21 protein-coding genes are annotated in these 24,160 nt (G+C 63.8%); 11 read left to right on the top strand and 10 right to left on the bottom strand.

The window, feature by feature from the left end; all coding sequences use genetic code 11:
- Positions 1-153: 153 nt before the first annotated feature.
- From ACPW75_RS13005 to nadK, 7 genes are all read right to left on the bottom strand, one after another.
- A complete protein-coding gene (locus ACPW75_RS13005) occupies positions 154-1,527 on the bottom strand; it encodes an efflux transporter outer membrane subunit (protein WP_077097627.1) in 1,374 nt (457 codons plus the stop codon).
- A complete protein-coding gene (locus ACPW75_RS13000; RefSeq protein ID WP_043159667.1) occupies positions 1,524-3,467 on the bottom strand; it encodes a MacB family efflux pump subunit in 1,944 nt (647 codons plus the stop codon). The genes ACPW75_RS13005 and ACPW75_RS13000 overlap by 4 nt, the downstream gene beginning before the upstream one ends.
- Positions 3,464-4,627: a macrolide transporter subunit MacA gene (gene macA, locus ACPW75_RS12995; RefSeq protein WP_029304088.1), complete on the bottom strand. Its 1,164-nt coding sequence runs from the start codon at positions 4,625-4,627 to the stop codon at positions 3,464-3,466. Before macA ends, ACPW75_RS13000 begins: the two co-directional genes overlap by 4 nt.
- Before the next feature lie 215 nt (positions 4,628-4,842).
- The gene (locus ACPW75_RS12990; RefSeq protein ID WP_011706786.1) at positions 4,843-5,283 is read right to left on the bottom strand and encodes a universal stress protein; all 441 of its coding nucleotides are present in this window, start codon (positions 5,281-5,283) and stop codon (positions 4,843-4,845) included.
- Between the two features lie 360 nt (positions 5,284-5,643).
- The gene (locus ACPW75_RS12985; protein WP_077097629.1) at positions 5,644-6,537 is read right to left on the bottom strand and encodes a DHHA2 domain-containing protein; all 894 of its coding nucleotides are present in this window, start codon (positions 6,535-6,537) and stop codon (positions 5,644-5,646) included.
- Positions 6,538-7,128: 591 nt separating this feature from the next.
- Entirely contained in the window at positions 7,129-8,793 is a 1,665-nt protein-coding gene (recN, locus tag ACPW75_RS12980) for a DNA repair protein RecN (protein ID WP_011706784.1), read from the bottom strand.
- 111 nt (positions 8,794-8,904) lie between these two features.
- Positions 8,905-9,789: an NAD(+) kinase gene (gene nadK, locus ACPW75_RS12975; protein ID WP_005303013.1), complete on the bottom strand. Its 885-nt coding sequence runs from the start codon at positions 9,787-9,789 to the stop codon at positions 8,905-8,907.
- 269 nt (positions 9,790-10,058) lie between these two features.
- Between nadK and grpE the strand changes: the two genes are divergently transcribed.
- The 8 genes from grpE (at position 10,059) to ACPW75_RS12935 (ending at position 20,864) form a co-directional block, all read left to right on the top strand.
- Positions 10,059-10,634 (top strand): nucleotide exchange factor GrpE, encoded by a 576-nt coding sequence (gene grpE, locus ACPW75_RS12970; RefSeq protein ID WP_011706782.1) that lies wholly within the window; start codon positions 10,059-10,061, stop codon positions 10,632-10,634.
- A 303-nt stretch (positions 10,635-10,937) separates the two neighbouring features.
- Positions 10,938-12,866 carry a molecular chaperone DnaK gene (gene dnaK, locus ACPW75_RS12965; RefSeq protein ID WP_077097633.1) on the top strand — a complete coding sequence of 643 codons (1,929 nt, stop codon included), beginning with the start codon at positions 10,938-10,940 and terminating at the stop codon, positions 12,864-12,866.
- Positions 12,867-12,979: 113 nt separating this feature from the next.
- Entirely contained in the window at positions 12,980-14,122 is a 1,143-nt protein-coding gene (gene dnaJ / locus ACPW75_RS12960) for a molecular chaperone DnaJ (RefSeq protein WP_011706780.1), read from the top strand.
- 263 nt (positions 14,123-14,385) lie between these two features.
- Complete coding sequence (locus ACPW75_RS12955) at positions 14,386-15,876, top strand: carbohydrate porin (protein WP_077097635.1); 1,491 nt, start codon at positions 14,386-14,388, stop codon at positions 15,874-15,876.
- Between the two features lie 115 nt (positions 15,877-15,991).
- Positions 15,992-16,948 carry an aminoimidazole riboside kinase gene (locus ACPW75_RS12950; RefSeq protein ID WP_270697379.1) on the top strand — a complete coding sequence of 319 codons (957 nt, stop codon included), beginning with the start codon at positions 15,992-15,994 and terminating at the stop codon, positions 16,946-16,948.
- Positions 16,949-17,031: 83 nt separating this feature from the next.
- Positions 17,032-18,396 (top strand): sucrose-specific PTS transporter subunit IIBC, encoded by a 1,365-nt coding sequence (locus ACPW75_RS12945; protein WP_077097174.1) that lies wholly within the window; start codon positions 17,032-17,034, stop codon positions 18,394-18,396.
- Positions 18,396-19,811 (top strand): glycoside hydrolase family 32 protein, encoded by a 1,416-nt coding sequence (locus ACPW75_RS12940; protein ID WP_077097176.1) that lies wholly within the window; start codon positions 18,396-18,398, stop codon positions 19,809-19,811. Before ACPW75_RS12945 ends, ACPW75_RS12940 begins: the two co-directional genes overlap by 1 nt.
- Before the next feature lie 27 nt (positions 19,812-19,838).
- On the top strand, positions 19,839-20,864 hold the full coding sequence (locus ACPW75_RS12935; protein ID WP_077097177.1) for a substrate-binding domain-containing protein: 1,026 nt from the start codon (positions 19,839-19,841) through the stop codon (positions 20,862-20,864).
- A 76-nt stretch (positions 20,865-20,940) separates the two neighbouring features.
- Here the strand turns inward: ACPW75_RS12935 and ACPW75_RS12930 are convergent, their stop codons facing one another.
- From ACPW75_RS12930 to ACPW75_RS12920, 3 genes are all read right to left on the bottom strand, one after another.
- The gene (locus tag ACPW75_RS12930; RefSeq protein ID WP_024945078.1) at positions 20,941-21,669 is read right to left on the bottom strand and encodes an MgtC/SapB family protein; all 729 of its coding nucleotides are present in this window, start codon (positions 21,667-21,669) and stop codon (positions 20,941-20,943) included.
- 203 nt (positions 21,670-21,872) lie between these two features.
- A complete protein-coding gene (locus ACPW75_RS12925; RefSeq protein ID WP_270697373.1) occupies positions 21,873-22,247 on the bottom strand; it encodes a hypothetical protein in 375 nt (124 codons plus the stop codon).
- Between the two features lie 416 nt (positions 22,248-22,663).
- Positions 22,664-22,849 (bottom strand): YgaP family membrane protein, encoded by a 186-nt coding sequence (locus ACPW75_RS12920; protein WP_039213421.1) that lies wholly within the window; start codon positions 22,847-22,849, stop codon positions 22,664-22,666.
- Positions 22,850-22,937: 88 nt separating this feature from the next.
- Here ACPW75_RS12920 and ACPW75_RS12915 point away from each other — a divergent pair, with 88 nt between their 5' ends.
- From ACPW75_RS12915 to ACPW75_RS12905, 3 genes are read left to right on the top strand one after another with little or no spacing between them, the layout of a single operon-like run.
- Positions 22,938-23,255, top strand: a complete 318-nt coding sequence (locus ACPW75_RS12915; RefSeq protein ID WP_077097182.1) for an ArsR/SmtB family transcription factor — start codon at positions 22,938-22,940, stop codon at positions 23,253-23,255.
- Entirely contained in the window at positions 23,252-23,665 is a 414-nt protein-coding gene (locus ACPW75_RS12910) for a YeeE/YedE family protein (protein ID WP_162517969.1), read from the top strand. Before ACPW75_RS12915 ends, ACPW75_RS12910 begins: the two co-directional genes overlap by 4 nt.
- 13 nt (positions 23,666-23,678) lie before the next feature.
- Positions 23,679-24,125, top strand: coding sequence for a YeeE/YedE family protein (locus tag ACPW75_RS12905; protein WP_045789350.1), 447 nt, complete (start codon positions 23,679-23,681; stop codon positions 24,123-24,125).
- Positions 24,126-24,160: the final 35 nt, after the last annotated feature.

Below are 24,160 nucleotides of genomic sequence, written 5' to 3'. Positions count from 1 at the left end.
ATAATGGCGCCCATTTTTCATTAAATGAAAATTATTATCAATTGCTTTGTGCGCCAGCGGTCAGACCCTGGTCGAGGGGAAAAGGCGCACAAGGGGAGAAGTAAGGGGATGCCTCATGCCCTCGCGCGGTGCGAGGGCATGAGACAAGGCGGGTCAGCTGCGATCGCTCCCCCCCAGTGCCTTGTAGATCCTGGCCATGGTGTTGAGCTGCTCCTTCTGCTGGCCGAGCAGGGCGAGCTCGGCATCCCACAACCGGTTCTGCTCATCCAGCCAGGGCTGTACCCCGGTGGCGCCAGCCTGGTAGCGGGCTCTGGCCAGCCGCTCCGCCTCCTTGGCAAAGTCCAGCTGTTCGGCCTGGTAGCTCAGGCGCTGCTCGCCGTGGTGGCGGGCGGCCAGACCATCTTCCACCTCCACCAGTGCGCTGTAGAGCTGCTTGCGAAACTCCGCTTCGGCTATCTGGTAATCGAGCCTGGAGCCCGCGATGGCGAGCCGGGTCTTGTTGTACTCGAGGAAGGGCAGCGCCAGCGTGGCGCCCAGGGTACCCACCGGGTTTTGCAGCACCTGGGTCAGGGTATCCGAGCTGCTGCTGGCCCCGCCGGTCAGGCTCAGGGTGGGGTAGAAACCGGTGCGGATCTCGTCCCCTTTCGCCAGGGTCTTGCGCAGGCGCAGCTCGGCGGCGCGCACGTCGGGGCGCCGCGCCAGCACATCGGCCGGAATGCCGACCGCCAGCGTGGGGATGGGGGCCGTCGGCAGCGCCTTGGGTTCGAATGCCAGCGGGCCGCTGCTGCGACCGAGCAACAGCCGCAGGGCATTGCGGGCCTGCTCCTGCTGCATCAGGAGCGAGCTGAGCTCCGCCTGCTTGCCGGCTTTCTGCTGGCTGGCCTGCACCAGGTCGAGCCGGGTCACGGCGCCGGCCCGGTACTTGGCCTGGGTCAGCTGCTCGGCGCGCTCATAGTTGGCGAGCTGTTGCTGGCCGAGGGTGATGGCCGAGCCGAGATAGGCCAGCTGCCAGTACTGCTCCAGCGCCTTGCCGATCAGCATCAGGCGGGTGGCCGCCAGATCCTGGGCGGAGGCCTCGGCCTCCCAGCTCGCCTGATCCCGTACCGAGGCGAGCCGGCCCCACAGATCCACCTCGTAGCCGAGGGTCAGGGAGGGGCCCATGCTGCCGCTGGCCTTGCCGCTGTTCAGATCCTTGGTGCCATTGCCGCCGATGCCGGCATTGACCGAGGGGGTGAGGTTGGTGTCGGCCAGATCGGCGCCGAGCAGGGCACTGCGCAGGCGCAGGCCGGCTACCTGCATGTCCGGGTTGGCGGCCAGCACGGCCTCGATCAGCCGATCCAGCTCGGGGTCGTGGAAGCCTTGCCACCAGGGTCCGGCCTGCTGCCGGGTGAGGCCGTCGTCCGGCTGTTGCCAGTGGTCGACCAGCGCCAGCTCTTGCCGCTGATAGCTGCTCTGCTGGCTGCAGGCGCCGAGACCGAACGCCAGGGTGAGGCAGAGCCCCAGTTTGGATAAGTGGTACATCGTCATTCCCTCGCCAGCGCCTCGACCGGGTCGAGCCGGGCAGCATTGCGGGCGGGCAGATAGCCAAACAGGATCCCGATGAGCGAGGAACAGCCAAACGCCATCAGGATGGAAAAGAGCGAGAAGTGCATCTGGATGCTCTCTACGAACAGGGAGAAGAGCAGGCCGATGAAGAGGGAGACGCCGACCCCGAGCATGCCGCCCAGCAGGCTCACCATCACCGCTTCGATCAAAAATTGCTGCAGTATGTCCGACTGGCGGGCGCCGACCGCGATGCGAATGCCGATCTCGCGGGTACGCTCCACCACCGACACCAGCATGATGTTCATCACCCCGACGCCGCCGACGATGAGGGAGATCACCGCGATGGCGGAGACCAGCAGCGTCATGGTGGCGGTGGTCTTCTCCACCGACTTGATGATGCTGTCGCTGCTGAAGGTGAAGAAGTCCTTCACCCCGTGGCGCTGGGTCAGCAGCTCGATGGCGGCCTGCTCGGCCAGCGCCGGTTGCACCCCGTCCTTGACCCGGATGGTGAGCTGGCTGAAGTGGTTCTGGGAGATGAGGCGACTCATCACGGCGCTGTAGGGCAGCCAGACGTTCACCGACTGGCTGCTGCGGCCAAACCCGGTCTCCTCTTCCACCACACCGATGATGCGCACCGGCAGGGTGCCGACCAGCACCACCTGGCCGACGGGATCCTGCTTGCCGAGCAGGCTCTCGATGGTCTTGCCGTCCACCACCGCCACCGCCGCCCGGTTCTGAATGTCGCGCTCGTCGAACAACCGGCCGTTGGTGAGCTTCATCCCCTTGACCCGGAAGAAGTCGTTGCCGACCCCCACTATGCTGCCGCTGCTGGTCTTGTTGCGATAACGCAGTTGGCCGGGAGCGGCTATCTGGGGACTGGCCCCTTCCAGGTAGGGCTGACCGAGCAGGGCGTCGAGATCCCGCTTGTTGAGGGTCTGGATGCTGGCCGCCTTCTCATCCCCCCAATCCTTGCCGGGGAAGATGTCGATGGTGTTGGTGCCCATGGCGTTGATCTGATCGATCACCTTGGCGCGGGCCCCCTGACCGAGCGCCACCACGCTCACCACGGCGGCGATGCCGATGATGATGCCAAGCATGGTGAGGAAGGTGCGCATGCGGTGGGCCAGCATGGCGTGCAGCGCCATGCGCGCCGCTTCCCGGTAGCGATCCCAGTCGTGGCCTGCCCCTTCCTTGCCGGCAGGGGCGGCGGTCGGGGTCACGGGGACGGCCGCCGGCTTGCGGCCGCTGTCCTCCTGCACCCGGCCATCTTTCAGGGTGATGATCCGGTCGGCGTGGCTGGCCACCTCCATGTCGTGGGTCACCAGTATGATGGTGTGGCCCTGGGCGTGGAGCTCCTTGAGAATGGCCATCACCTCCTTGCCGCTCTGGCTGTCGAGGGCCCCGGTCGGTTCGTCCGCCAGGATCACCTCGCCGCCGTTGGCCAGCGCCCGGGCGATACTGACCCGCTGCTGCTGGCCACCGGAGAGCTGGCTCGGGGTGTGATGGCTGCGATCGCTGAGCCCCAGCCGGGTGAGCAGCGTCTGGGAGCGGGCCTGGCGCTCGGCCCGCGGCGTACCGGCATAGACGGCCGGGATCTCCACGTTGGCGGCGGCATTGAGGTGCGGCAGCAGGTGGTAGCGCTGAAAGATGAAGCCGAAGTGGTGGCAGCGCAGCCGGGCGAGGGAGAGGGCATCCAGGGTGGCGGTATCCTGGCCGCGAAACAGGTACTGGCCGCTGCTCGGCCGATCGAGGCAGCCCAGCAGGTTCATCAGGGTCGACTTGCCGGAGCCGGAGGCGCCGACAATGGCGATCATCTCCCCCGCCTCGATGGTGAGGTCGAGCGGATGGAGCACGGTCACTTCCTGCTCCCCGCTCTGGTAGCGGCGCTCGATCCCCTTGAGCTGGATCAGCGGCTCGCTCACAGCATGATCTCCACGTCATTGTTGCTGGCTGGCTTGCCCTGACCCAGGGTGACCTTCTCCTGTTCGCTCAGGCCGCTGACCACTTCGATCTTGATGTCGTCCTTCATGCCGGTCTTGATGCGGCGGGTCTCCTTCTGATCGTCCTCCTTGAGCAGGGTGACCTCGTACTCGTTTTCACCGAGCTTCTTGCCAAGGGCGGTCTGCGGAATGGTCAGCACCTGCTTGCGCTCGCCGAGCACTATGGTGACCTGGGTGGTCATGGCGACCCGCAGGGTGTGATCCGGGTTTGGCACGTCGAACAGGGCGTAGTAGTAGACGGCGGCGTTGCTGGTGGCCGTGGTGCTGGTGGCCTGTTCGTTGATGTTGGTGGGGGCCAGCTCGACGGTGCGCAGGGTGCCGTGGTAGCGGGTATCCGGGTCTCCCATCAGGGTGAAGTAGACCGGCATGCCGGCCTTGACCCGGGTGACGTCCGCTTCCGAGATCTGCGCCTTGACCGTCATGGTCTCCAGGTTGGCGAGCTTGAGCAGGGTCGGCACCGTCTGGCTGGCGGCCAGGGTCTGCCCCTGACGTGTCACAATGCTGACGACGGTGCCATCCATGGGGGCCTGAATGCGGTTGTAGCCGAGCTCGGTCTTGGTGCGCTCCACCTTGATCTGGGCATTCTCGACCTCGGCCTGGGCACTTTGCAGCTCGGCCCTGGTCACGGCCAGGAGGGCTTCGGCGCTCTCCAGATCGGCGCGCGAGCTCGCCTCCTGCCTGAACATCTGCTGCTGACGGCGCCAGCTCAGCTCGTTCTGCTTGAGCTGGGCCTGCTTGATCTTGAGCTGGGCGCGGCGACTGGCGAGATCCGCCTCGGCGGTCTTGAGGTTGTTCTGGGCGATGAGCGGGTCTATCTCGGCCAGCAAATCCCCCTGCTTGACCTTCTGGCCCGCCTCCACCGCGAGATAGGTGACCTGGCCGGAGACCTGGGCACCGACGTCCACCTGCTCGATGGCCTGCAGTACCCCGCTGGCCAGCACGGTCTGCTCCACATCCTGACGGGTCACTTGGGCGGTCAGCACCGGCTCGGGCGTCTTGCTCGGCCAGATCAGCCAGCCGATGGCGAGCAAGAGGACGAGGGCGAGCAGGGCAATTTTTCTCTGCTGGGGAGTTATGTTCATGTTTCACCTGAAAGAAGCGAACGAAGGCGTGCAAGGGCAATATCCTGCAGCAAACGAGGCTTAAAAAACAGCGATGAATATGTAAGGAAACATGTAGATAGCCTTGTCATTAGGCCGGGGCTATGAGGAGGACAAGCAGGGGATGGCGGGGTAAGAAGGACCCCGAAAGGGAGCTGGCAACAGGGTGCCCACCTCACGGGTGGGCACCCCGGTCATCAACCGACGGCTTTGAGCTGCTCGCTGTAGGGCTCGTGGCAGATCTGGATGTCGATCGGCAGCTTGTAGATGAGCAGGCGGGCCAGGGAGCCTTCCATCCAGTGGTGGCGGCTGCCGACCAGCAGCAGATCGGTCGGGTTGGCGGCCAGCCAGCGTTTCAGGTCGGGCACCACGTCATCGACCACCAGACACTGGTAATCCACCGGGTGCTGCAGGGTGGTGATGAGCTCGCTGATGATGGCCTTGGCATCCAGCGTGCCCTGAGCGCTGCGCTCCTCTTCCGACAGCGACAGGCTCTTGCGGCGCATCTTGCTGCTGTGGGTCAGGTGCAACAGGGTCAGCTCGCCCCCCATGGCTTGTGCCAATTGACTCGCTTTGGCCAGCGTCTCCTGCTCGTAATCCTTGCCTTCCAGCAACAGCACAATATTGGTTGAGGTCATAAGCAGTTCTCCCTTGGCATGGCGCGGGTCACCCGGGACAAACGACCTGTCCCATACCACTGTGTGCCCGCTATGTGTCGCATAGCACGAACCTGGCTCTCTGTGCGGCAGGCGTCACCTCGTGTCGGTGATGCATCGCCAGGCCATGTTCGTTTACATCATCATAACAGATTGAGTTGAATGGAAAATGAAGGAAAACCGGGTTTTGGCGGGAAAATGGGGTACGAGGCGGTAAAAGTGTGAGCAAAGCATGAGTTGCCTGGTCGGAAAGCACCGTGAATGGGCCGGTGAGGCAGGTGGTGAGGGGGTTGAAAAGAGGAGTGGGCGGCGAGTCGGCAGAGGCCGACCCGCCGCCTGGGGTCAGATCTGCTCGCCGGAGAGATAGCGGGTCAGCCAGGGCAGCCCCTCCTTCTTGCGGCTGACGGCGCCAACCAGATGCGTCGGCTGCTCGGGCAGAATACCGTTGCTGGCGAAGTAGAGCTGGCTGCCCCCCTGGGCGAGATCGGTCAGCATCAACACATAGGCATCCAGCTCGTCCTGCATCAGCCGCTCTTGCATGGCTTGTTCCAGCTCGGCCTGGCGGCTGTGCAGCTGGGCGGGATCCATCACGCAGATCTGGCTGACATAGAGCTGGTAGCCGGCGATCTGGTAGGCCTTCTCGTCGGCGGCCAGCAGCTCGGTCATGGGGGCGTCACCGAGCTGGGTGCGGCGTTCCAGCAGGGTCTGGGCAAAGGGTTCCAGCGCCAGTTCGGCCAGCGGCAGCAGGGCATGGACGGCGGCGCGGTCGCGGGCCGTGGTGGTGGGCGAGGTGAGGCTGAAGGTATCGCTGATGATGGCCCCCAGCAGCAGGCGAGCCTGGGCGCGGGAGAGGGTGTCATAGCCCATCAGCTCCAGCAGCACGGTGGCGCTGCACCCGACGGCCCGGATCCAGGCATCGAGCGGGCCCCGGGTGATGAGGGTACCGATGCGATGGTGATCGATGAGGCCCTGCACGTCCGCCTCAGCCAGCCCTTCTGGGCCCTGCTCCAGCTCGCTGAAATCCACCAGGAACACCTCCTTGTTGGCCACGCTGCCCTGCAGCAGAGGCGGGGCGGCAACGCCGGCGGTTTCCAGAATGAAGCGGGTTTCCGCAATGGGCTCACCGAGGGCATAGGCCTGGGCCGCCCGGCCCTGACGATTGAGCCAGTCGGCGGCAACCAGAGCGGTACAGATACTGTCGCTGTCGGGATTCTTGTGACCAAACACGTGGAGCATGGTGCCATTCCTGCGGTTGATGACGTACCTGAGGCAAGATCAGGTATGCGGGGCAAATGGGAAAACAGGGGGCTGGCCCCCGCTCTGGTTTCACTCTATGCGCCGTCCCCGCTCATGGCAACCGGCGCAGGCCGCTCTGCGGCGGGTGAAATCCTGTGGTCAAAGGGGGGCCCACTCCTGCTGCTGAATTGTCTGGGGGCAGGACAGGGAGACAGACCAGGGTAGCAGATTAGGACTGGAAGGGAGGCAAGCCTGGACAGGGAGACAAGCGGGAGGAGATAGCCGCGTGGCAAGCGCCGGCGGGCTCGCTAATCGCCGCAAGGTTCATGCCGCAGGAGTTGGAGAGGCGAAGGCGGACAAGCAAAGGGGTGAGGCCGTGGCATCGGGTTGGTTAGTGGCAAAGATGTTCCAACCCGGTTAGGCAGGCCCTGCCGTGCAAAGCACCAGGGGTGACCCTTCAGGATGCGGCAACGGCAGCATGGTGATGATGCACCAGTTGCTCAGCCGCAAACCGCCGTCACCAGCAGGCGGGGTGACGCGGGGTCCCTGATCCTCACCGTGGGCCCCGCGTGCAGATGGCTGGCCTTTGTCTCAGCAGGCCAGCAGTTCGCGGGCGTTGGCCAGGGTATTGTCGGTGATCTGGTCTCCCCCCAGCAGGCGGGCCAGCTCGTTGAGACGGGCCCCTTGATCCAGCGCCTGCATCTGGGTTTCCGTGGTCTTGCCGTCGGTGTGCTTGCTGACCACCATGTGCTGATGGCCCTTGCCTGCCACCTGTGGCAGGTGGGTGACCACCATCACCTGGGTGGATTCACCCAGCTGGCGCAGCAGGCGCCCCACCACGGCGGCAGTCGGGCCGCTGATCCCCACGTCCACCTCGTCGAAGATCAGGGTGGGGGTGGAGACCTTGCGGGCGCTGATGACCACGATGGCCAGGCTGATGCGCGACAGCTCACCGCCGGAGGCCACCTTGCCGAGCGGCTGGATGGGCTGGCCCGGGTTGGTGGTGACCATGAACTCCACCCGATCGATGCCAAGGGGCGAGAGGCTGCTCTGGGCATCGGGGCGTACCTCGATGGCGAAGCGGCCATCCGGCATCGCCAGCTCGTGCATGCTGGCACTCACCTTGGCGCCGAGCTCCTCGGCGTAGCGCTGGCGACTCTGGCTCAGGGCCTCTGCGGCTTGCACAAAGGCCAGGCGGGCCTCGGCCAGCTCGTCTTCCATCCCCTCCAGGCGCTCCTCGTCGGAGTTGAGGCGGGCCAGATCTGCGGCCAGCTCCTGGTGGTGCAGGGCCAGCTCGGCCGGTTTGACGTGGTGCTTGCGGGCCAGATTGATGGCCTTGGAGAGGCGGGCTTCCAGCTCGTTGAAACGCTCGGGATCCAGCTCCAGCCTGTCCAGATAATTGCGCAGCTCGCTGTGGCTCTCCTGCACCCCGATCAGCGCCTCGTTAAGCATGCCGAGCACGTCGCCTAGCCGGCTATCCATGGCGACCAGGCTCTCGGCCCGATCGACGACGGTCTGCAGCAGGCCGGCGATGGTGGTCTCTTCGTTGTCATAGAGCAGGTCGAGACAGGCGCCGCACTCCTGCATCAGTTCGGTGCCGTTGGCCAGGCGCTGGTGCTCCTCTTCAATCTCTTCAAACTCCCCCGGCTGCAGGGCGAACTCGTCCAGCTCCTGCACCTGATATTCGATGAGCTGGCGACGGGCCTCCCGCTGCTGCTGCTCGGCCTTGAGCCGGTTGAGTTCGTTCTGCAGCTGGCGCCACTGCTGGTAGTGGCGACGCACCTCATCGAGCAGCAGATGGTGGCCGGCGTAGCCATCGAGCAGGGCGAGCTGGTAGTCGGGTTTGAGCAACATCTGGTGGGCATGCTGGCCATGGACGTTGACCAGCAGCTGACCCAGGTTCTTGAGCTGGGTGAGGGGGACGGGCACGCCGTTGATGTAGCTGCGTGAGCGCCCCTCGGCGGAGATGACCCGCCGCACGATACACTCTCCTTCGTTTTCCAGCTCGTTGGTGGCAAGCCAGGCGCGGGCGGCCGGGTTGCCGTCCAGCAGGAAGCGGGCGCTGACCTCGCTCTTGTCGCTGTCCGGTCGTACCATGCCGGCCTCGGCCCGTTCCCCCAGGCACAGGCCCAGGGCGTCGATGGCGATGGATTTACCGGCCCCGGTCTCACCCGTGATGCAGGTCATGCCCGGTTGCAGATCGAGTTCGAGAAACTTGACGATGGCGAAGTTGTTGACGGTCAGCTGGGTCAGCATGGTCTCATCCTGTATGGGCCAACATTACTGTGTATGCATCCAGTATATACTGGTTTTCCATACAGTAAAGAGTCGACCTGCGACAGGATGTGCAGGAACGTCAAGCGTGGGTCAGAACAGCTTGCTGCCCCAGCCGAGCTTGTTGCGCAGCACGTGGAAGTAGCTGTAGTCGAGCGGATGCACCAGATGCAGCTTGTGGCTGCTCTTCTTGATGAGGATCTCGTCCCCCGGGTGGACCGCCAGGGTCACCTGACCGTCGCAGCTCACCTGCATGGCGTCGTCCTGATTGTCCGGTGAGACCAGCAGCCGCACTTCGCTGTCGGCGTCCAGCACAATGGGACGGCTGCTCAGGGTGTGCGGGAACATGGGCACCAGCGTGATGGCATTGAGCTTGGGGGTGAGGATGGCGCCCCCCGCCGACAATGAGTAGGCGGTGGAGCCGGTGGGGGTGGCCACTATGATGCCGTCCGAGCGCTGGCTGTACATGAAGCTGCCATCGATGTAGACCTCGAACTCGATCATGTGGGCAATCTTGCCCGGGTGCAGCACCGCCTCGTTGACCGCCAGATTGTTGGACTTGCGCTCGCCGTGGCGATAGACCGCCGCCTCCAGCAGGAAGCGGTGCTCGCTCTTGTAGTGGCCGCACAGCACCTGCTCCAGCGGCAGCAGGTAATCCTGCGGCGAGAGATCGGTGAGAAAACCGAGATTGCCCCGGTTCACCCCGATCACCGCCACGTCGAAGCGCGACAGTACCCGTGCGGCCCCCAGCATGTTGCCGTCACCGCCGACCACGATGGCGAGATCCGCCTGCTGGCCCAGCTGCACCAGGTCCATCACGTTCTCGTCCATGATGCCGAGGGCATGGGCCACCCGGCTCTCCACCAGGACCCGAAAACCGCGGGTGGTCAGGTATTGATGCAGGCCGGTCAGGGTCTGGTTGGCCCCTTCGTGGTGGGGTTTGCCAATCAGGGCGATGGTTTTGAACGGAGAATCCATAGTCTGTCGGGTCTGGGATGAGTATTGGGGGGAGTATACCGCGCTTTGGGGGGGATTTGTCTGCCACCGGCTGGTCCGGCCGCAGCGGATGCCGGGAAAAAGCCCCAAATTGTCCGCCACCGCACGCTCTTGGCGATAATGGCGCCCTTTTCCCCTTGAAAGCCGGGGATCCATCCCCATAATAGCGCCAACATAGTCGGCCCATTGCCGTCCGGTCGCTCAACCGGGTGGTCGGGCCCTCAATAAGTAACCCCGGAATTGGAGATGTCATGAACCACGAAGAACAAAAGGTTGAAGCGATGGAGCAAGTGGAAGCCCAGCCAGTCGAGCCGACCGATGTAGACAGTGAAGTGACAGCCGAGCAGGCCCGCATTGCCGAGCTTGAGGCACAACTGGATGCCGCCCAGCAAGCCTCCCTCGAGGAGCGCGAGCGTGCCATTCGTGCCGTCGCCGAGATGGAAAACCTGCGTCGCCGTGCGGCCCAGGACGTGGAGAAGGCCCACAAGTTCGCGCTGGAGAAGTTCGCCGCCGAGCTGCTGCCGGTACTGGACAACCTGGAGCGTGCCATCGAGCTGGCCGACAAGGAAAACGAGGCGCTCAAGCCGATGATTGAAGGGGTCGAGCTGACCCTGAAGTCCATGCAGAGCTCGGTCGGCAAGTTCGGCCTCAATCCGCTGGACCCGCTCAATCAGCCGTTCGACCCCAATGCCCATCAGGCGATGAGCATGATCGAAAACGCCGAGCTTGCCCCCAACACCGTCATTGCGGTGATGCAGAAGGGTTACGAGCTCAACGGCCGCGTCATTCGTCCGGCCATGGTGATGGTTTCCAAGGCCCCGGCCTGAGCCCCATCGCTGTGCTGAGCCCGCCGCTCGGCGGGCTTTTTATTGGCAAGTGCCCCGGCCGCGTGGTTGCCGGGGGCACAGATGGCCGGTCTTCATCCTGCCAATGGCAATGAATGAAGGCAGGTTTTTTCAGGGCGGGGCTTGAAGCGGCGGCTTGCGACCCCATATAGGATGCAAGGCCACGGCGGCACAAAAAATTTGATGCCGGGAGCTTGAAAGCCAGATTGGCAGCCCCCACCTAGCCGTTAACGCATTAAGGCGAGCCCCTCGCCAGTTTATTCAAAGTATTTGGAGATTCGTCAAATGGGTAAAATCATCGGTATTGACCTGGGTACTACCAACTCCTGCGTCGCTATTCTGGATGGCGACCATGCTCGCGTGATCGAGAACGCGGAAGGCGACCGTACTACTCCGTCCATCATTGCCTATGCCGATGACGGCGAAATCCTGGTTGGTCAGCCGGCCAAGCGCCAAGCCATCACCAACCCGAAGAACACGCTGTTCGCCATCAAGCGTCTGATCGGCCGTCGTTTCGAAGATGACGAAGTACAGCGCGATCTGGAGATCATGCCGTACACCATCGCCAAGGCTGACAACGGTGACGCCTGGGTAGAAGTCAAAGGCAAGAAAATGGCACCGCCGCAGATCTCTGCCGAAGTGCTGAAGAAAATGAAGAAGACCGCCGAAGATTATCTGGGCGAGCCGGTGACCGAAGCCGTCATCACAGTGCCGGCCTACTTCAACGACGCCCAGCGTCAGGCTACCAAGGATGCCGGTCGCATCGCCGGTCTGGATGTAAAACGCATCATCAACGAACCGACTGCAGCGGCTTTCGCCTACGGCGTGAACAAGGTCAAGGGCGAGCGCAAGGTTGCCGTCTATGACCTGGGTGGCGGTACTTTCGACATCTCCATCATCGAGATCGACGAAGTCGAAGGCGAGACCACCTTCGAAGTACTGGCGACCAACGGTAACACCCACCTGGGTGGTGAAGACTTCGACAACCGCGTCATCAACTACCTGGTTGAAGAGTTCAAGCGTGAGCAGGGCATCGACCTGCGCAAGGATCAGCTGGCCCTGCAACGTCTGAAAGACGCAGCCGAGAAAGCCAAGATCGAGCTCTCTTCCGCCCAGCAGACCGACGTCAACCTGCCGTACATCACTGCAGATGCCACCGGTCCGAAGCACATGAACATCAAGGTGACCCGCGCCAAGCTGGAATCCCTGGTGGAAGACATGGTGAAAGACTCCCTGGAGCCGGTCCGTGTCGCTCTGAAAGACTCCGGTCTGGCCGTTGGCGAGATCGACGACGTCATCCTGGTAGGCGGTCAGACCCGCATGCCGATGGTGCAGAAGGCCGTTGCCGACTTCTTCGGCAAAGAGCCGCGCAAAGACGTCAACCCGGACGAAGCCGTGGCCATGGGTGCTGCCATCCAGGGTGCCGTACTGTCCGGTGACAAGACCGACGTACTGCTGCTGGACGTGACCCCGCTCTCCCTGGGTATCGAAACCATGGGTAGCGTGATGACTGCGTTGATCGAGAAGAACACCACCATTCCGACCAAGAAGTCCCAGGTGTTCTCCACTGCCGAAGACAACCAGTCTGCCGTGACCATTCACGTGCTGCAGGGTGAGCGCAAGCGCGCCAGCGACAACAAGTCTCTGGGCCAGTTCAACCTGGAAGGCATCCGTCCGGCACCGCGCGGTCTGCCGCAGATCGAAGTGACCTTCGACATCGACGCCAACGGTATCCTGCACGTCTCCGCCAAAGACAAGGAGACCAACAAGGAGCAGAAGATCACCATCCAGGCCTCCTCTGGTCTGTCTGATGACGAGATCGAACGCATGGTACGCGAAGCCGAAGCCAACGCGGCCGAGGACAAGAAGTTCGAAGAGCTGGTACAGACCCGCAACCAGGCTGATGGTCTGGTCCACTCTGTCCGCAAGCAGATCACCGAAGCCGGTGAAGCCCTGCCTGCCGACGACAAGACCAAGATCGAAGCTGCGCTGAGCGAGCTGGAAAGCGCCATCAAGGGTGACGACAAGGCTGCCATCGAAGCCAAACAGCAGGCTCTGCTGGAAGCGTCCCAGAAGCTGATGGAAATTGCCCAGCAGCAGGCTCAGGCGCAAGGTGCCGCCGGTGCTGATGCCGGTCAGTCCTCTTCTTCCGCCAAGGCTGACGACGACGTGGTCGACGCCGAGTTCGAAGAAGTGAAAGACGACAAGAAGTAAGCCCGACCCAGATGGGCGAAGCAGGCTTCGCCCATCGGCTTAGTCAATGAATTTACGGGCGTTGGGTGACCAACGCCCGTCTGCGTAACTGCTGATATAGCAACAGGATAAGTATGTCGAAGCGCGATTTCTACGAAGTGCTCGGGGTATCCAAGGATGCCGACGAACGCGAGATCAAGAAGGCGTACAAGCGTCTGGCCATGAAGTATCACCCTGACCGCAATCAGGGCGATGCCGGGGCCGAAGAGAAGTTCAAAGAGGTCAAGGAAGCTTACGAGATCCTGACCGATGCCAATCTGCGTGCCCGCTATGACCAGTACGGTCACGCCGGCGTGGATCAGAGCCAGGGTGGCGGTGGCCACGGCGGCTTTGGCGGCGGCGCCGATTTCGGCGACATCTTCGGCGACGTGTTTGGCGATATTTTTGGTGGCAGCCGTGGCGGCGGCCGTCGTGGCCCGGCCCGTGGCTCCGACCTGCGCTACACCATGGAGCTGACGCTGGAAGAGGCGGTACGCGGGGTCTCCAAGGAGATCAAGGTGCCGACCCTGGTCCACTGTGAAGTCTGTAACGGCTCCGGTGCCCACACCGGCAGCTCGGCCCAGACCTGCCCTACCTGCCACGGCTCCGGCCAGGTGCAGATGCGTCAGGGCTTCTTCGCGGTGCAGCAGGCGTGCCCGCACTGCCACGGTCGCGGCAAGATCATCAAGGATCCGTGCCGCAAGTGCCATGGCGAGGGTCGCTACCAGAAGACCAAGACTCTGTCGGTCAAGATCCCGGCTGGTGTCGACACCGGCGATCGCATCCGTCTCTCCGGCGAAGGGGAAGCGGGGGAAGCCGGCGCACCAGCGGGCGATCTGTACGTACAGGTGCACGTCAAGGAGCACGAGATCTTCGTGCGTGACGGCAACAACCTCTACTGCGAAGTGCCCATCAGCTTTACCGCGGCAGCACTGGGTGGCGAGATCGAAGTGCCGACCCTGGATGGCCGGGTCAAGCTCAAGGTCACCCCGGAAACCCAGACCGGCAAGATGTTCCGCATGCGGGGCAAGGGCGTGAAGTCCGTGCGCTCCGGCCAGGTGGGGGATCTGATGTGCAAGGTGGTGGTGGAGACCCCGGTCAAGCTGACCGAGTCCCAGAAAGAGCTGCTGCGCCAGCTGGACGAGTCCTTCAGCGGCGCCGCCGCCAAGACCCACAAGCCGAAATCGGAAGGCTTCTTCGAAGGGGTGAAACGCTTCTTCGACGATCTGACCAGCTGATTTTCGCGACCCAGATATAAAGAGCCGGCCCTGTGCCGGCTCTTTTTTTGCCTCTGTTTTAGCAAGATCCCCGCTTATTGAGTGGATCCCGATGAGGGATCTTCCTCACAACTTCCGCCAATTCCTGCTGTACGAATGTTATCCCGCTCACACTGTAGCTGAAACGGTTTAGCTGACGTATTGAGTTAGCTAAACTGGTTTAGCTATGCTCTCGTCGTCGATAACAACAGGCCCGACCGGGCAACAGATGACAGGTGAGGACGATGACGATGTGCAAGAACAAGTTGGCGCTGGCGGTAGCGCTGGGATTGGGGATGAGCAGCCCGCTGTGGGCGGCGGAGGGCGGTATCGAGGCCCGTCTGGCGGCGCTGGAGGCGCGGGTGCAGGCAGCCGAGGCGCGCGCCACCGCCGCCGAAGCGCGGGCCGATGAGGCCCAGAGCAAGGCAAACGAAGCCCGCGAAACGGCCGTGGTGGCCAAGGCCCAGAGCGAGAAGGTGGACAAGCAGACCGCCGGGGCCCAGGGCTTCGAGTTCCACGGCTATGCCCGCTCGGGCCTCTTGGTCAACGGCAATGGCAACGGGGGCCGCGGCGGCCCCTACATCACCCCGGCCGGCTCGGTGGGCGGCGCCGTGGGTCGCCTTGGCAACGAGGATGACACCTACATGGAGGCCAATCTGCTGAAGACCCAGACCTTCGCCGATGGCAGCTGGGCCCGCTACAAGCTGATGCTGGCAGACGGGGTGGAGACCAGCAACGACTGGACCGCCAGCGATTCGAGCCTCAACACCCGTCAGGTCTTTGCCGAGATCGGCAATCTGGCGAGCTTCGACGGCCCCTTCAAGAATGCGGTGCTGTGGGCGGGCAAGCGCTTTGACCGGGACAACTTCGACATCCACTGGCTCGACTCGGACGTGGTGTTCCTGGCCGGTACCGGCGGCGGTGTCTACGACGTGCAGCTGGCCGACAGCTGGAAGGCCAACTTCTCTCTCTATGGGCGCGACTACGGCGACATCAGCGCCAGCGGCCTCTCCGACATCGAGAGCTACATCCTCACCATGAACAACCGCGTTGGCAACTGGCAGTGGATGGTGAACGGCCTCTCTGCCAAGGACAACGAGACCCGCATCAACGATGGCGGCGCCGGCAGTGAAGCGGCGAACAAGGGGGCGCACACCCTGCTGGCCTACCACGCCGACAGCTTCTTTGGCATCAACCCCGGCTTCTCCAAGGCGGCCGTGCTGTATGGTCATGGCCTGGGTGCCGAACTCAAGGGGCTGGGCTCCGACAGCGAGCTGCTGCCGGACGCCGATGCGGTGCGGGTCGCCGTGTTTGGTGCCACCGATCTTGCCCCGCGCTGGCGTATCGCCCCGGCCCTGCTGGCCGAGCAGAGCAAGGATCGCTACGTGAAGGGGGACGAATACCGCTGGGTGACCCTCAATGGCCGGCTGGCCCAGGTGCTGAGCCAGAACGTCGAGCTGGTCTACGAGGCCACCTGGCAGTACATGGACCTGGATCCCAAGGGCTACAAGGGTCGCCAGGCGGTGAGCGGCGACTTCACCAAGCTCACCTTCGCCCCCACCTTCAAGGCGCAGACCGCCGGTTTCTTCGAGCGGCCCGAGCTGCGGGTATTCGCCACCTGGATGGACTGGTCTTCCGAGCTCGACCACTACGCCAGTAACGATGCCATGGGCCAGAGCAACTTCACCGCCGGCGGTGAGTGGAACTTTGGCGTGCAGATGGAAACCTGGTTCTAGTTCGTTATCCCGATCACAAAAATGGCAGCTGGTGCCGGGATCTGTTGGTTAGCTAAAACGGTTTAGCTGATAATGCCAGCTAACAGAACAGAGTCCGGGTTTGGCAGTCGATCCGATGCAGCAGTGGAGTAGCAAGGTGACGAATCGTGTGTGGGTAATGGGGGATGCGGTGGTGGACTTGATCCCGGAAGGGGAGAGGCACTACCTCCAGTGTCCGGGTGGTGCGCCTGCCAATGTGGCGGTCGGTGTGGCTCGGCTTGGTGGCGATGCGGCCTTTATCGGCCGGGTCGGCGGTGATCCGTTTGGCCGCTTTATGGCCGACACCCTGAGCGGGGAGGGGGTGGATATCGCTGCGCTGCGGCTCGATCCTGACCATCGCACCTCTACCGTGCTGGTGGCACTGGATGAAGAGGGGGAGCGCAGCTTCACCTTCATGGTGCGTCCCAGCGCCGACCAGTTCCTCACCCCGAATGAGTTGCCCCGCTTCGACGCCGGTCAGTGGCTGCTGACCTGCTCCATCGCGCTCGCCAACGAACCGGTGCGCACCAGTTGCCTGCAGGCCATGGCGGCCATCAAGGCGGCCGGGGGGCGGGTCTGCTTCGACCCCAACCTGAGGCCCGAGGTGTGGGGCAACCCGGCCGAGATGCTGCCGCTGGTGCGCGAAGCCATCGCGCGGGCGGACGTGGTCAAGCTGTCGGTGGAGGAGCTGCAACTGCTGAGCGGTCTGGATGATCTGGCGGCGGGGCTCGCCACCATGGCGGGGCCGGCGCTGGTGCTGGTGACCCGGGGGGCGGCTGGCGTGGTGGCCCGTCTGGGTGGCGAGCAGCTGGAGTGGGTAGGGCCGAAAGTGACCCCGCTCGACACCACGGGGGCGGGAGACGCCTTCGTCGCTGGTCTGCTGGCGGCCTTGGCTGGGCGTTCGTCGCTGCCGACGCTGGCCGAGCTGCCCGCTATCCTGGCGCAGGCCCACGGCTGCGGGGCGCTTGCCACCACCGCCAAGGGGGCGATGACGGCGCTGCCGACCTGCTCCGAACTGGATGAATTTTTGCGATCAGGCGCAGACGGCTGTTGAGCTGCGGCTAGAAGCCCGGCTCGACAGCCCCTACTCTCATGTGACAAGGGCCCGCCAGCGCGGCGGGTCATAAGAGGAAGAATATGAATATCAGTGCGATAGCCAAGGATCTGGTGCCCCTGCTCGGGGGCAGGGAGAACATCGTCAGCGCCGCCCACTGCGCCACCCGGCTGCGGCTGGTGCTGGCGGACGACAGCAAGGTGAACAAGGCCGCCATCGACAAGCTGGAGGGGGTCAAGGGGTGCTTCAGCAACGCGGGCCAGATCCAGGTGATCTTCGGCACCGGCCTGGTCAACAAGGTCTATGCGGAGTTCGTGGCGCTGACCGGGACCGGCACCGCCAGCAAGGCGGAGCTGACCGACATGGCGACGGCCAAGCTCAATGTGGCCCAGCGGCTGGCGCGGACCCTCTCCAATATCTTCGTGCCGATCATTCCGGCCATCGTCGCCTCGGGCCTGCTGATGGGGCTGCTCGGCATGGTGCGCACCTATGGCTGGGTCAACGCCGACAGTGCCCTGTTCGTCATGCTCGACATGTTCAGCTCGGCAGCCTTCATCATTTTGCCGATCCTCATCGGCTTTACGGCGGCGCGGGAGTTTGGCGGCAATCCCTATCTGGGTGCGACCCTCGGCGGCATTCTTACCCACCCGGCGCTGACCAACGCCTGGGGGGTGGCCGGTGGCTTCAAGACCATGGACTTCTTCGGGCTGGACGTGGCCATGATCGGCTACCAGGGAACCGTCTTCCCAGTGCTGTTGGCGGTCTGGTTCATGTCGCACCTGGAGAAGCAGCTGCGCAAGCGCATCCCCGATGCACTCGATCTCATCCTCACCCCGTTTTTGACCGTCATCATCACCGGCTTCGTGGCGCTGCTCTTCATCGGCCCCGCCGGGCGGGTGCTGGGGGATGGCATCTCGTTCGGCCTGAGCGCCCTCTATGAGCAGGCCGGCTGGCTGGCGGGGCTGGTGTTCGGCGGCACTTACTCGCTTATCGTCATCACCGGCATCCACCACAGCTTCCACGCCATCGAGGCAGGGCTGCTGGCCAATCCGCAGATCGGCGTCAACTTCCTGCTGCCCATCTGGGCCATGGCCAACGTGGCCCAGGGCGGGGCTTGCCTCGCGGTCTACTTCAAGACTCGGGATGTGAAGATCAAGGCCATCACGGTGCCGGCGGCCATGTCCTGCCTGCTCGGCATCACCGAAGCGGCGATCTTCGGGGTCAACCTGCGCTACATCAAACCCTTCCTGGCCGGCCTGTTTGGCGGGGCTTGCGGCGGCGCCTACGCGGTGGCGGCCAAGGTGGGCATGACGGCGGTGGGGCTGACCGGTATTCCCGGCATGGCCATTGTCCAGCCCATGAGCCTCATCCACTACATCGTCGGGCTGGTGATCGCCTTTGGCGCCGCCTTCGCCGCCTCCTACCTGCTCAAGTACAAGGTGGAGTGATGAAGGAAAGCGATCTTCTCAACCAGATTGTCCGGTCGTTGCTGGCCGGACAGCTCAAGGCGGCGGCCGATCCCCATCGGCCGCGCTGGCACCTGGCAGCCCCGGTGGGGCTGCTCAACGATCCCAACGGCTTTATCGAGCACGGCGGGCGCTACCACCTCTTCTATCAGTGGAACCCGCTCGGTTGCGAGCACCGCAACAAAAGCTGGGGTCATGTCACCTCCACCGATCTGCTGCACTGGCAGCACGAACCAGTGGCGCTGCTGCCCACCGAGACCTATGAGAGCCACGGCTGCTACTCGGGCTCGGCGGTGAGCGATGAGCAGGGGCGCCTGACCCTCATCTACACCGGCAACGTCAAATACCCGGACGGCAGCCGTACCGCCTATCAGTGTCTGGCCCGTGCCGACGATGAGGGGGGCTTTGCCAAGCTGGGGCATGTGCTGGAATTGCCTGAAGGCTACAGCGGCCATGTGCGCGACCCCAAGGTGTGGCACGACGGCCGGCAGTGGCTGATGGTGCTGGGGGCCCGCACCCTGGATGACAAGGGCGAAGTGCTGCTCTATCGCGGCGACGCGCTGGATGCCTGGACGCTGGTGGGCCCCATCGCCGGCAGTGGGCGCGGAGGGCTCGATGAGTTTGGTTACATGTGGGAGTGTCCGGACCTCTTCCCCCTGGCAGATCGTCATGTGCTGATCAGCTGTCCGCAGGGGATTGCCCCCCGGGGAGAGGATTATCGCAACCTCTACCAGTGCGGCTGGCTGGCGGGTGACTTCGACGGCGAGCGCTTCGCCCACGGGGCTTTCCACGAGTTGGACCGGGGCTTCGAGTTCTATGCGCCGCAGACCACTCAGGACAACCAGGGGCGGCGCTTGCTGTTCGGCTGGCTGGGACTGCCCGAAGAGAACGAGATGAGTCAGCCCACCATTCCCTATGGCTGGCTGCACCAGATGAGCTGCCCGCGGGAGCTGTTCTGGCAAGGCGACTGGCTCAGCCAGCGGCCGGTGGCTGAGCTGGCGGCACTGAAGGGGGAGCAGACCCGCTTTGAGGGGGAGCTCGGTGAGTTTCCGGGGCTGGCCATCGATTCGGCCTGGCTCGATCTGGCGCTGTGCGGCGAGGGGAGCCTCTGGTTTGGCGCCGTGGCCGAGCTGTGCTGGCGGCCGGGGCGCCTGGTGCTGCGCCGCCTGAACTGGCAGAGCGGAGAGTGGGAGGAGCGATGCTGCCCCTGGCAGGGCGGCAGCATCACCGTCTTGTGCGATCGATCCAGCCTCGAGTGTTTCGTCGATGGCGGCCGCCATACCCTGTCGGCGCGCTACTTCCCGGGACCGGGGCCGCAGCTTGCGCCGGGCAAACCGGTCGCGGGCGGCAAAATTTGCCTCGATCACTGGCCGCTGGCGGCCTGCCTAGTACAATAGCCCGGTGTCAGTTTGCCGGGAGGCCAGGTGGAGAAGAAGAAACGGATCACAATTGCTCAGATAGCCGAGTTGGTGGGGGTGTCCAAGGCGACCGCCAGTCTGGTGCTCAACGGCAAGAGTGCGGAGTACCGCATCGCCGACGACACCCGCAAGCGGATCCAGGCGGTGGCGGACGAGTGCCACTACCAGCCGAGCTTTCATGCCCGCGCTCTGCGCGAGACCCGCAGTTACACCTGGGGGCTGGTGATCCCCGACCTTACCAACTTCGGCTTTGCCAGTATCGCCCGCGCCCTCGAGGCGCACTGCCGGGAGACCGGGATCCAGCTGCTCATCGCCTGCTCCGAGGATGACCCCACCCTGGAGCAGCGGGTGGTGGACAACCTCATCAGCCGCCAGGTGGACGGGTTGATTGTCGCCTCCAGCGGCCATAGCGACGATATCTATGCCCGCATTCACGACCGCCTGCCGGTGGTGCAGCTCGACCGTCACATCGGCGAGTCGCGTCTGCCCATGGTGATCTCCGATGCCTGCAAGGCCACCGCCGAGCTGGTGCAGGAGATGGCCGGCCAGTGCGGCGAGGAGATCTACTACTTCGGCGGCCTGCTGGATCTCTCCCCCAGCCGCCACCGGCTGGCGGGCTATCAGCTGGGGCTGCACCGCGCCGGGCTGGAGGCGGACCCGACCCGGGTGCGCCACCGCGACTACCAGCCAAGCTCGGGCTATCAGTTGATGGCCGAGCTGGTGGCCGAGCTCGGTGCGCCGCCCAAGGGGCTCTTCACTGCCTCCTTCACCCTGCTGGAGGGGGTGCTGCGCTACCTCAACGAGGCGGGGCTGATGGAGACGGGCATGCGGCTGTGCACCTTCGACGATCACGACCTGCTCGACTGCATCCCCATGCACATCGACTCGGTGGCCCAAGATTGCCCGGCCCTGGCTCGGGCGACCTTCGAACTGATGCAAAAGCTTATTGCGGGCAACCCGCCGCCCCAGACAGCTCAGGTGATCAATCCGCGTATTCGCTGGCGCAGTCAGCGGGCTGCCCGGGTCGCCTGATCTCCCCGCATGCTGAAAAGCAAAAGCCCCGCCGGCAATGGCGGGGCTTTTGCTTTTTCAATGGCAGAGTCTGGTGTCAGTCGGTGGTACTGGCGCGCCAGAACACCTGCTTGATGTGGGGGTGGATGCCGAGCTTCACCATCAGGGCGTCGAGCTCGTCGCCATCGATGGAGGTGGCCAGCAGCACCGCCGAAATTTCCAGATCCCGCTCGCCGAAGGGCTCGATGTCGAGTTCGCTCAAGGGATAGTTGGCCTGCTCCAGCATCTCTTCCAGCCAGTGCAGCACCTCCTTCTGGTACTCGCGCTGGGTGAGGGCGGTGACCCGGTAGGTCACCTCGGTGTCGGTGTTGTCCACCGGACGGCGGTTGATCTGGTTGACCAGCGGGCGCAGCAGGGTGTTGGCGGCCAGCACGAACAAGGCGCCGAGGATCGCCTCCATGGCCAGTCCGGCCCCGCTGGCGGCGCCAACCGCCGCCACGCCCCACAGGGTGGCCGCGGTGTTGATGCCGCGGATGTTGCCGGACTCGCGCATTATGACGCCGGCGCCGAGAAAGCCGATACCGGAGACGATGTAGGCCACCACGTGCACCACCCCATAGGTACCGCCGTGCAGGTCATAGATGCGCTGGGCCAGGTTGACGAACAGGGCCGCGCCCACCGCCACCAGCACGTTGGTGCGCAGGCCCGCGGTGCGCTGGCGATACTGGCGCTCCAGCCCCACCAGGCTGCCCAGCACGAAGGCCAGCAGCAGGCTGGCCAGGGTGTCGAGCAGAGAGATCATGTCGAATTGCTGCCACATTCTCATGGCGTACTCCTTCTGTTGCCGATGGCCTTTCTGAAGGCGGGCGAGGGGACGGTCCCCCCGCCAACGGCCCCGTGCGTGCAGGCCATGAATTGACGAAAAACACGCACGAGGCGCCCGGCCCGTCCATCCAGGATGGCGGGCAGGGCGGTGAAACGGATTGAAAGGGGCCAGCATGGCTGGCCCCGGATATCAGTCGTGCACGATCAATTGAGCACGAGTTCGGGGTCGCGGCGGGGATGCAGCTCCCAGCGAACCGGGTGATGTACCCCCACCTGATGCACGAACTGCACCAGATAGCGACGCTGGGGCGGGGTGCAGTGCAGGTTGAGCACCAGCTCCCGCCCGCCGCTGCGGCCGGGTCGCAGGGACTGCAGGGGTTGCAGGCCCGCCGGCTGCAGGGTGTGGTTCACCAGATCCAGCACCTGCTCCATGTCGGCCCGATCCTCGCAACGGATCTGCAGCCGGTAGTGGTGCTGGCGCCGTTTGCCGCGCAACCAGAGCGGCAGCAAGCCGCGGCCCAGTCTGCTCAGCAGGGGGTGAGCCCGGTTGGATACGGACAAAGTTGAAATAAAACGCATAGCAGCCTCCTTGTGGGAAGCAGAAACTATGCAGGCAAGGTGTCATGGCAAAGCCAGGTCACCTGACGTCAAGTGTAAAAAAGAGAAGAGGGGAGTGGATTTCCGCTTCTCGCAGGGCTGCGAGCATGCGGCAGAGGAAGACCTGCGGCTAGCTCGCGACCCGGGTACCGACGACGAGGGTCGGTCTACAACTGTCACTTGATGAGTTGCCCACTGATGGTCTCCGCTGTTGATTGACGGCCTGATGGTACTCATCCAGAGCGGTGAGGTAAAGCCTCATCACCCTTTCAGCAACATTTAGATACAAGTTTGTCAATAATCGGGGTCGGCTGGCTACCGCCAGGACGATGAAAGCGCGGTGAGCACCCTCACCGCCCTCGTTCCACCTTCTGCTCTCCCCCTCGTTACCCGTCACGCTATTTCAGCCCCAGCCGCTTGAGGAGCATCGCGGCCGGACAGAAACCGGTGAAGGCGCTCTGGATCAGATTGACCCCGACAAAGACGCTCAGCCAGACAAAGCCAGGGTGTACCCAGGCGGTGAGCAGCAGCGAGAGCAGCAACATGCAGCCCGCGACGACTCTGACTCCGTTATCTACCGTCATGACCTTCTCCCTATTTAATTTAGACATTGCTAATTTAGTGTCGCTTTATACAATAGAACTAAATATCAACAATTGCTAATTTACTCCCATGAGCCAATTCAACGAAATGAACAGACACGCGACAGCCGCCGCCTCCCTGCTCAAGGCGCTGGCTCATCCCGAGCGGCTGCTGGTGCTCTGCCAGCTGGTGGAGGGGGAGAAGGGGGTCGGGGAGTTGCTGGCCCACAGCCAGCTCGGCCAATCCGCCTTCTCCCAGCAACTGTCGGTATTGAAGCGCCAGGGCCTTATCCGCTCGCGCAAGGTCTCCCAGCAGATCTACTACTCGCTGGTGAGCGAGGCGGCCGTCGATGTGCTGGCGGCGCTGCAAACCCATTTTTGTCACTCAGAAAATAAGGAATCTCGATGATGGAAAGCCAATGGTTGCTCTCTCTGGGCGGCGGCATGCTGGTGGGGCTCGCGGCCCTGATCCTGATGTTGTTCAACGGCCGGGTGGCCGGGATCAGCGGCATTCTGGCCGGTGCGCTGCAACACAGGGCGCCCTGGCGGCTGCTCTTCTTGCTGGGATTGGGGGCGGGGGCCTGGCTGGCGCTGAGCCTGGGTTGGGCCAGCATGCCGGCATTCAGCACGCTGCCCGGCTGGCCGCTGGTGCTGCTGGCCGGGCTGCTGGTCGGCATCGGCACCCGCCTTGGCAATGGTTGCACCAGCGGCCACGGCATCTGCGGCATGGGGCGTCTCTCCCTGCGCTCCATCGTCGCCACTCTCACCTTTATGGCGGCCGGCTTCATCACCGTCTTTCTCACCCACCACGTTTTATAACAGGTTGATCATCATGGCATTGTTGACAAGTTTGCTCGCGGGTCTGCTGTTTGGTCTGGGTCTTGCCATCTCCGGCATGATAGATCCGGCCCGGGTCATCGGGTTTCTCGACCTGGCGGGTCACTGGGATCCCAGTCTGGCGTTCGTCATGGGCGGGGCACTGCTGGCGTTCATGCCGGGTTACTTCCTGCTGGTCAAACCGCTCAAGCGCAGCCTGCTGGGGGAACCCATGGCCAGCGTACCGGCCCCCAAACTGGACCGCCGCCTCATCGGGGGTTCGGCCCTGTTCGGCATTGGCTGGGGGCTGGCGGGGATCTGCCCGGGGCCAGGCTTGAGTCTCATTTCCAGCGGCCAGCCCATGGTACTGTTGTTTGTCGCTGCCATGGTGGCCGGGATTTTGCTTGTTGATCGGGTTTGGGTGAAGGTGCGGGAGAAGCGCTGCCACCCCCGCTCGGCCTGAACGGATTGCCCCTGCTGTCGGGGAAGGAGGAATAT

This window comes from Aeromonas sp. FL131, assembly GCF_049860615.1.
GTDB lineage: Bacteria > Pseudomonadota > Gammaproteobacteria > Enterobacterales > Aeromonadaceae > Aeromonas > Aeromonas hydrophila.
The sequence above is the reverse complement of the archived record's forward strand: the minus strand, read 5'-3'. Positions and strand labels throughout refer to the sequence as shown.

Bases quoted from the DNA above. Each gene is read 5' to 3' on its own strand.
- ACPW75_RS13005 (WP_077097627.1), bottom strand. From the start codon at position 1,527: ATGACGATGTACCACTTATCCAAACTGGGGCTCTGCCTCACCCTGGCG.
- dnaJ (WP_011706780.1), top strand. From the start codon at position 12,980: ATGTCGAAGCGCGATTTCTACGAAGTGCTCGGGGTATCCAAGGATGCC.
- ACPW75_RS12985 (WP_077097629.1), bottom strand. From the start codon at position 6,537: ATGCTCCACGTGTTTGGTCACAAGAATCCCGACAGCGACAGTATCTGT.
- ACPW75_RS12910 (WP_162517969.1), top strand. From the start codon at position 23,252: ATGATGGAAAGCCAATGGTTGCTCTCTCTGGGCGGCGGCATGCTGGTG.
- nadK (WP_005303013.1), bottom strand. From the start codon at position 9,789: ATGGATTCTCCGTTCAAAACCATCGCCCTGATTGGCAAACCCCACCAC.
- ACPW75_RS12940 (WP_077097176.1), top strand. From the start codon at position 18,396: ATGAAGGAAAGCGATCTTCTCAACCAGATTGTCCGGTCGTTGCTGGCC.
- ACPW75_RS12920 (WP_039213421.1), bottom strand. From the start codon at position 22,849: ATGACGGTAGATAACGGAGTCAGAGTCGTCGCGGGCTGCATGTTGCTG.
- ACPW75_RS12990 (WP_011706786.1), bottom strand. From the start codon at position 5,283: ATGACCTCAACCAATATTGTGCTGTTGCTGGAAGGCAAGGATTACGAG.
- ACPW75_RS12950 (WP_270697379.1), top strand. From the start codon at position 15,992: ATGCAGCAGTGGAGTAGCAAGGTGACGAATCGTGTGTGGGTAATGGGG.
- ACPW75_RS12930 (WP_024945078.1), bottom strand. From the start codon at position 21,669: ATGAGAATGTGGCAGCAATTCGACATGATCTCTCTGCTCGACACCCTG.
- recN (WP_011706784.1), bottom strand. From the start codon at position 8,793: ATGCTGACCCAGCTGACCGTCAACAACTTCGCCATCGTCAAGTTTCTC.
- ACPW75_RS12955 (WP_077097635.1), top strand. From the start codon at position 14,386: ATGACGATGTGCAAGAACAAGTTGGCGCTGGCGGTAGCGCTGGGATTG.
- ACPW75_RS12925 (WP_270697373.1), bottom strand. From the start codon at position 22,247: ATGCGTTTTATTTCAACTTTGTCCGTATCCAACCGGGCTCACCCCCTG.
- ACPW75_RS12905 (WP_045789350.1), top strand. From the start codon at position 23,679: ATGGCATTGTTGACAAGTTTGCTCGCGGGTCTGCTGTTTGGTCTGGGT.
- grpE (WP_011706782.1), top strand. From the start codon at position 10,059: ATGAACCACGAAGAACAAAAGGTTGAAGCGATGGAGCAAGTGGAAGCC.
- ACPW75_RS12915 (WP_077097182.1), top strand. From the start codon at position 22,938: ATGAGCCAATTCAACGAAATGAACAGACACGCGACAGCCGCCGCCTCC.
- dnaK (WP_077097633.1), top strand. From the start codon at position 10,938: ATGGGTAAAATCATCGGTATTGACCTGGGTACTACCAACTCCTGCGTC.
- ACPW75_RS12945 (WP_077097174.1), top strand. From the start codon at position 17,032: ATGAATATCAGTGCGATAGCCAAGGATCTGGTGCCCCTGCTCGGGGGC.
- macA (WP_029304088.1), bottom strand. From the start codon at position 4,627: ATGAACATAACTCCCCAGCAGAGAAAAATTGCCCTGCTCGCCCTCGTC.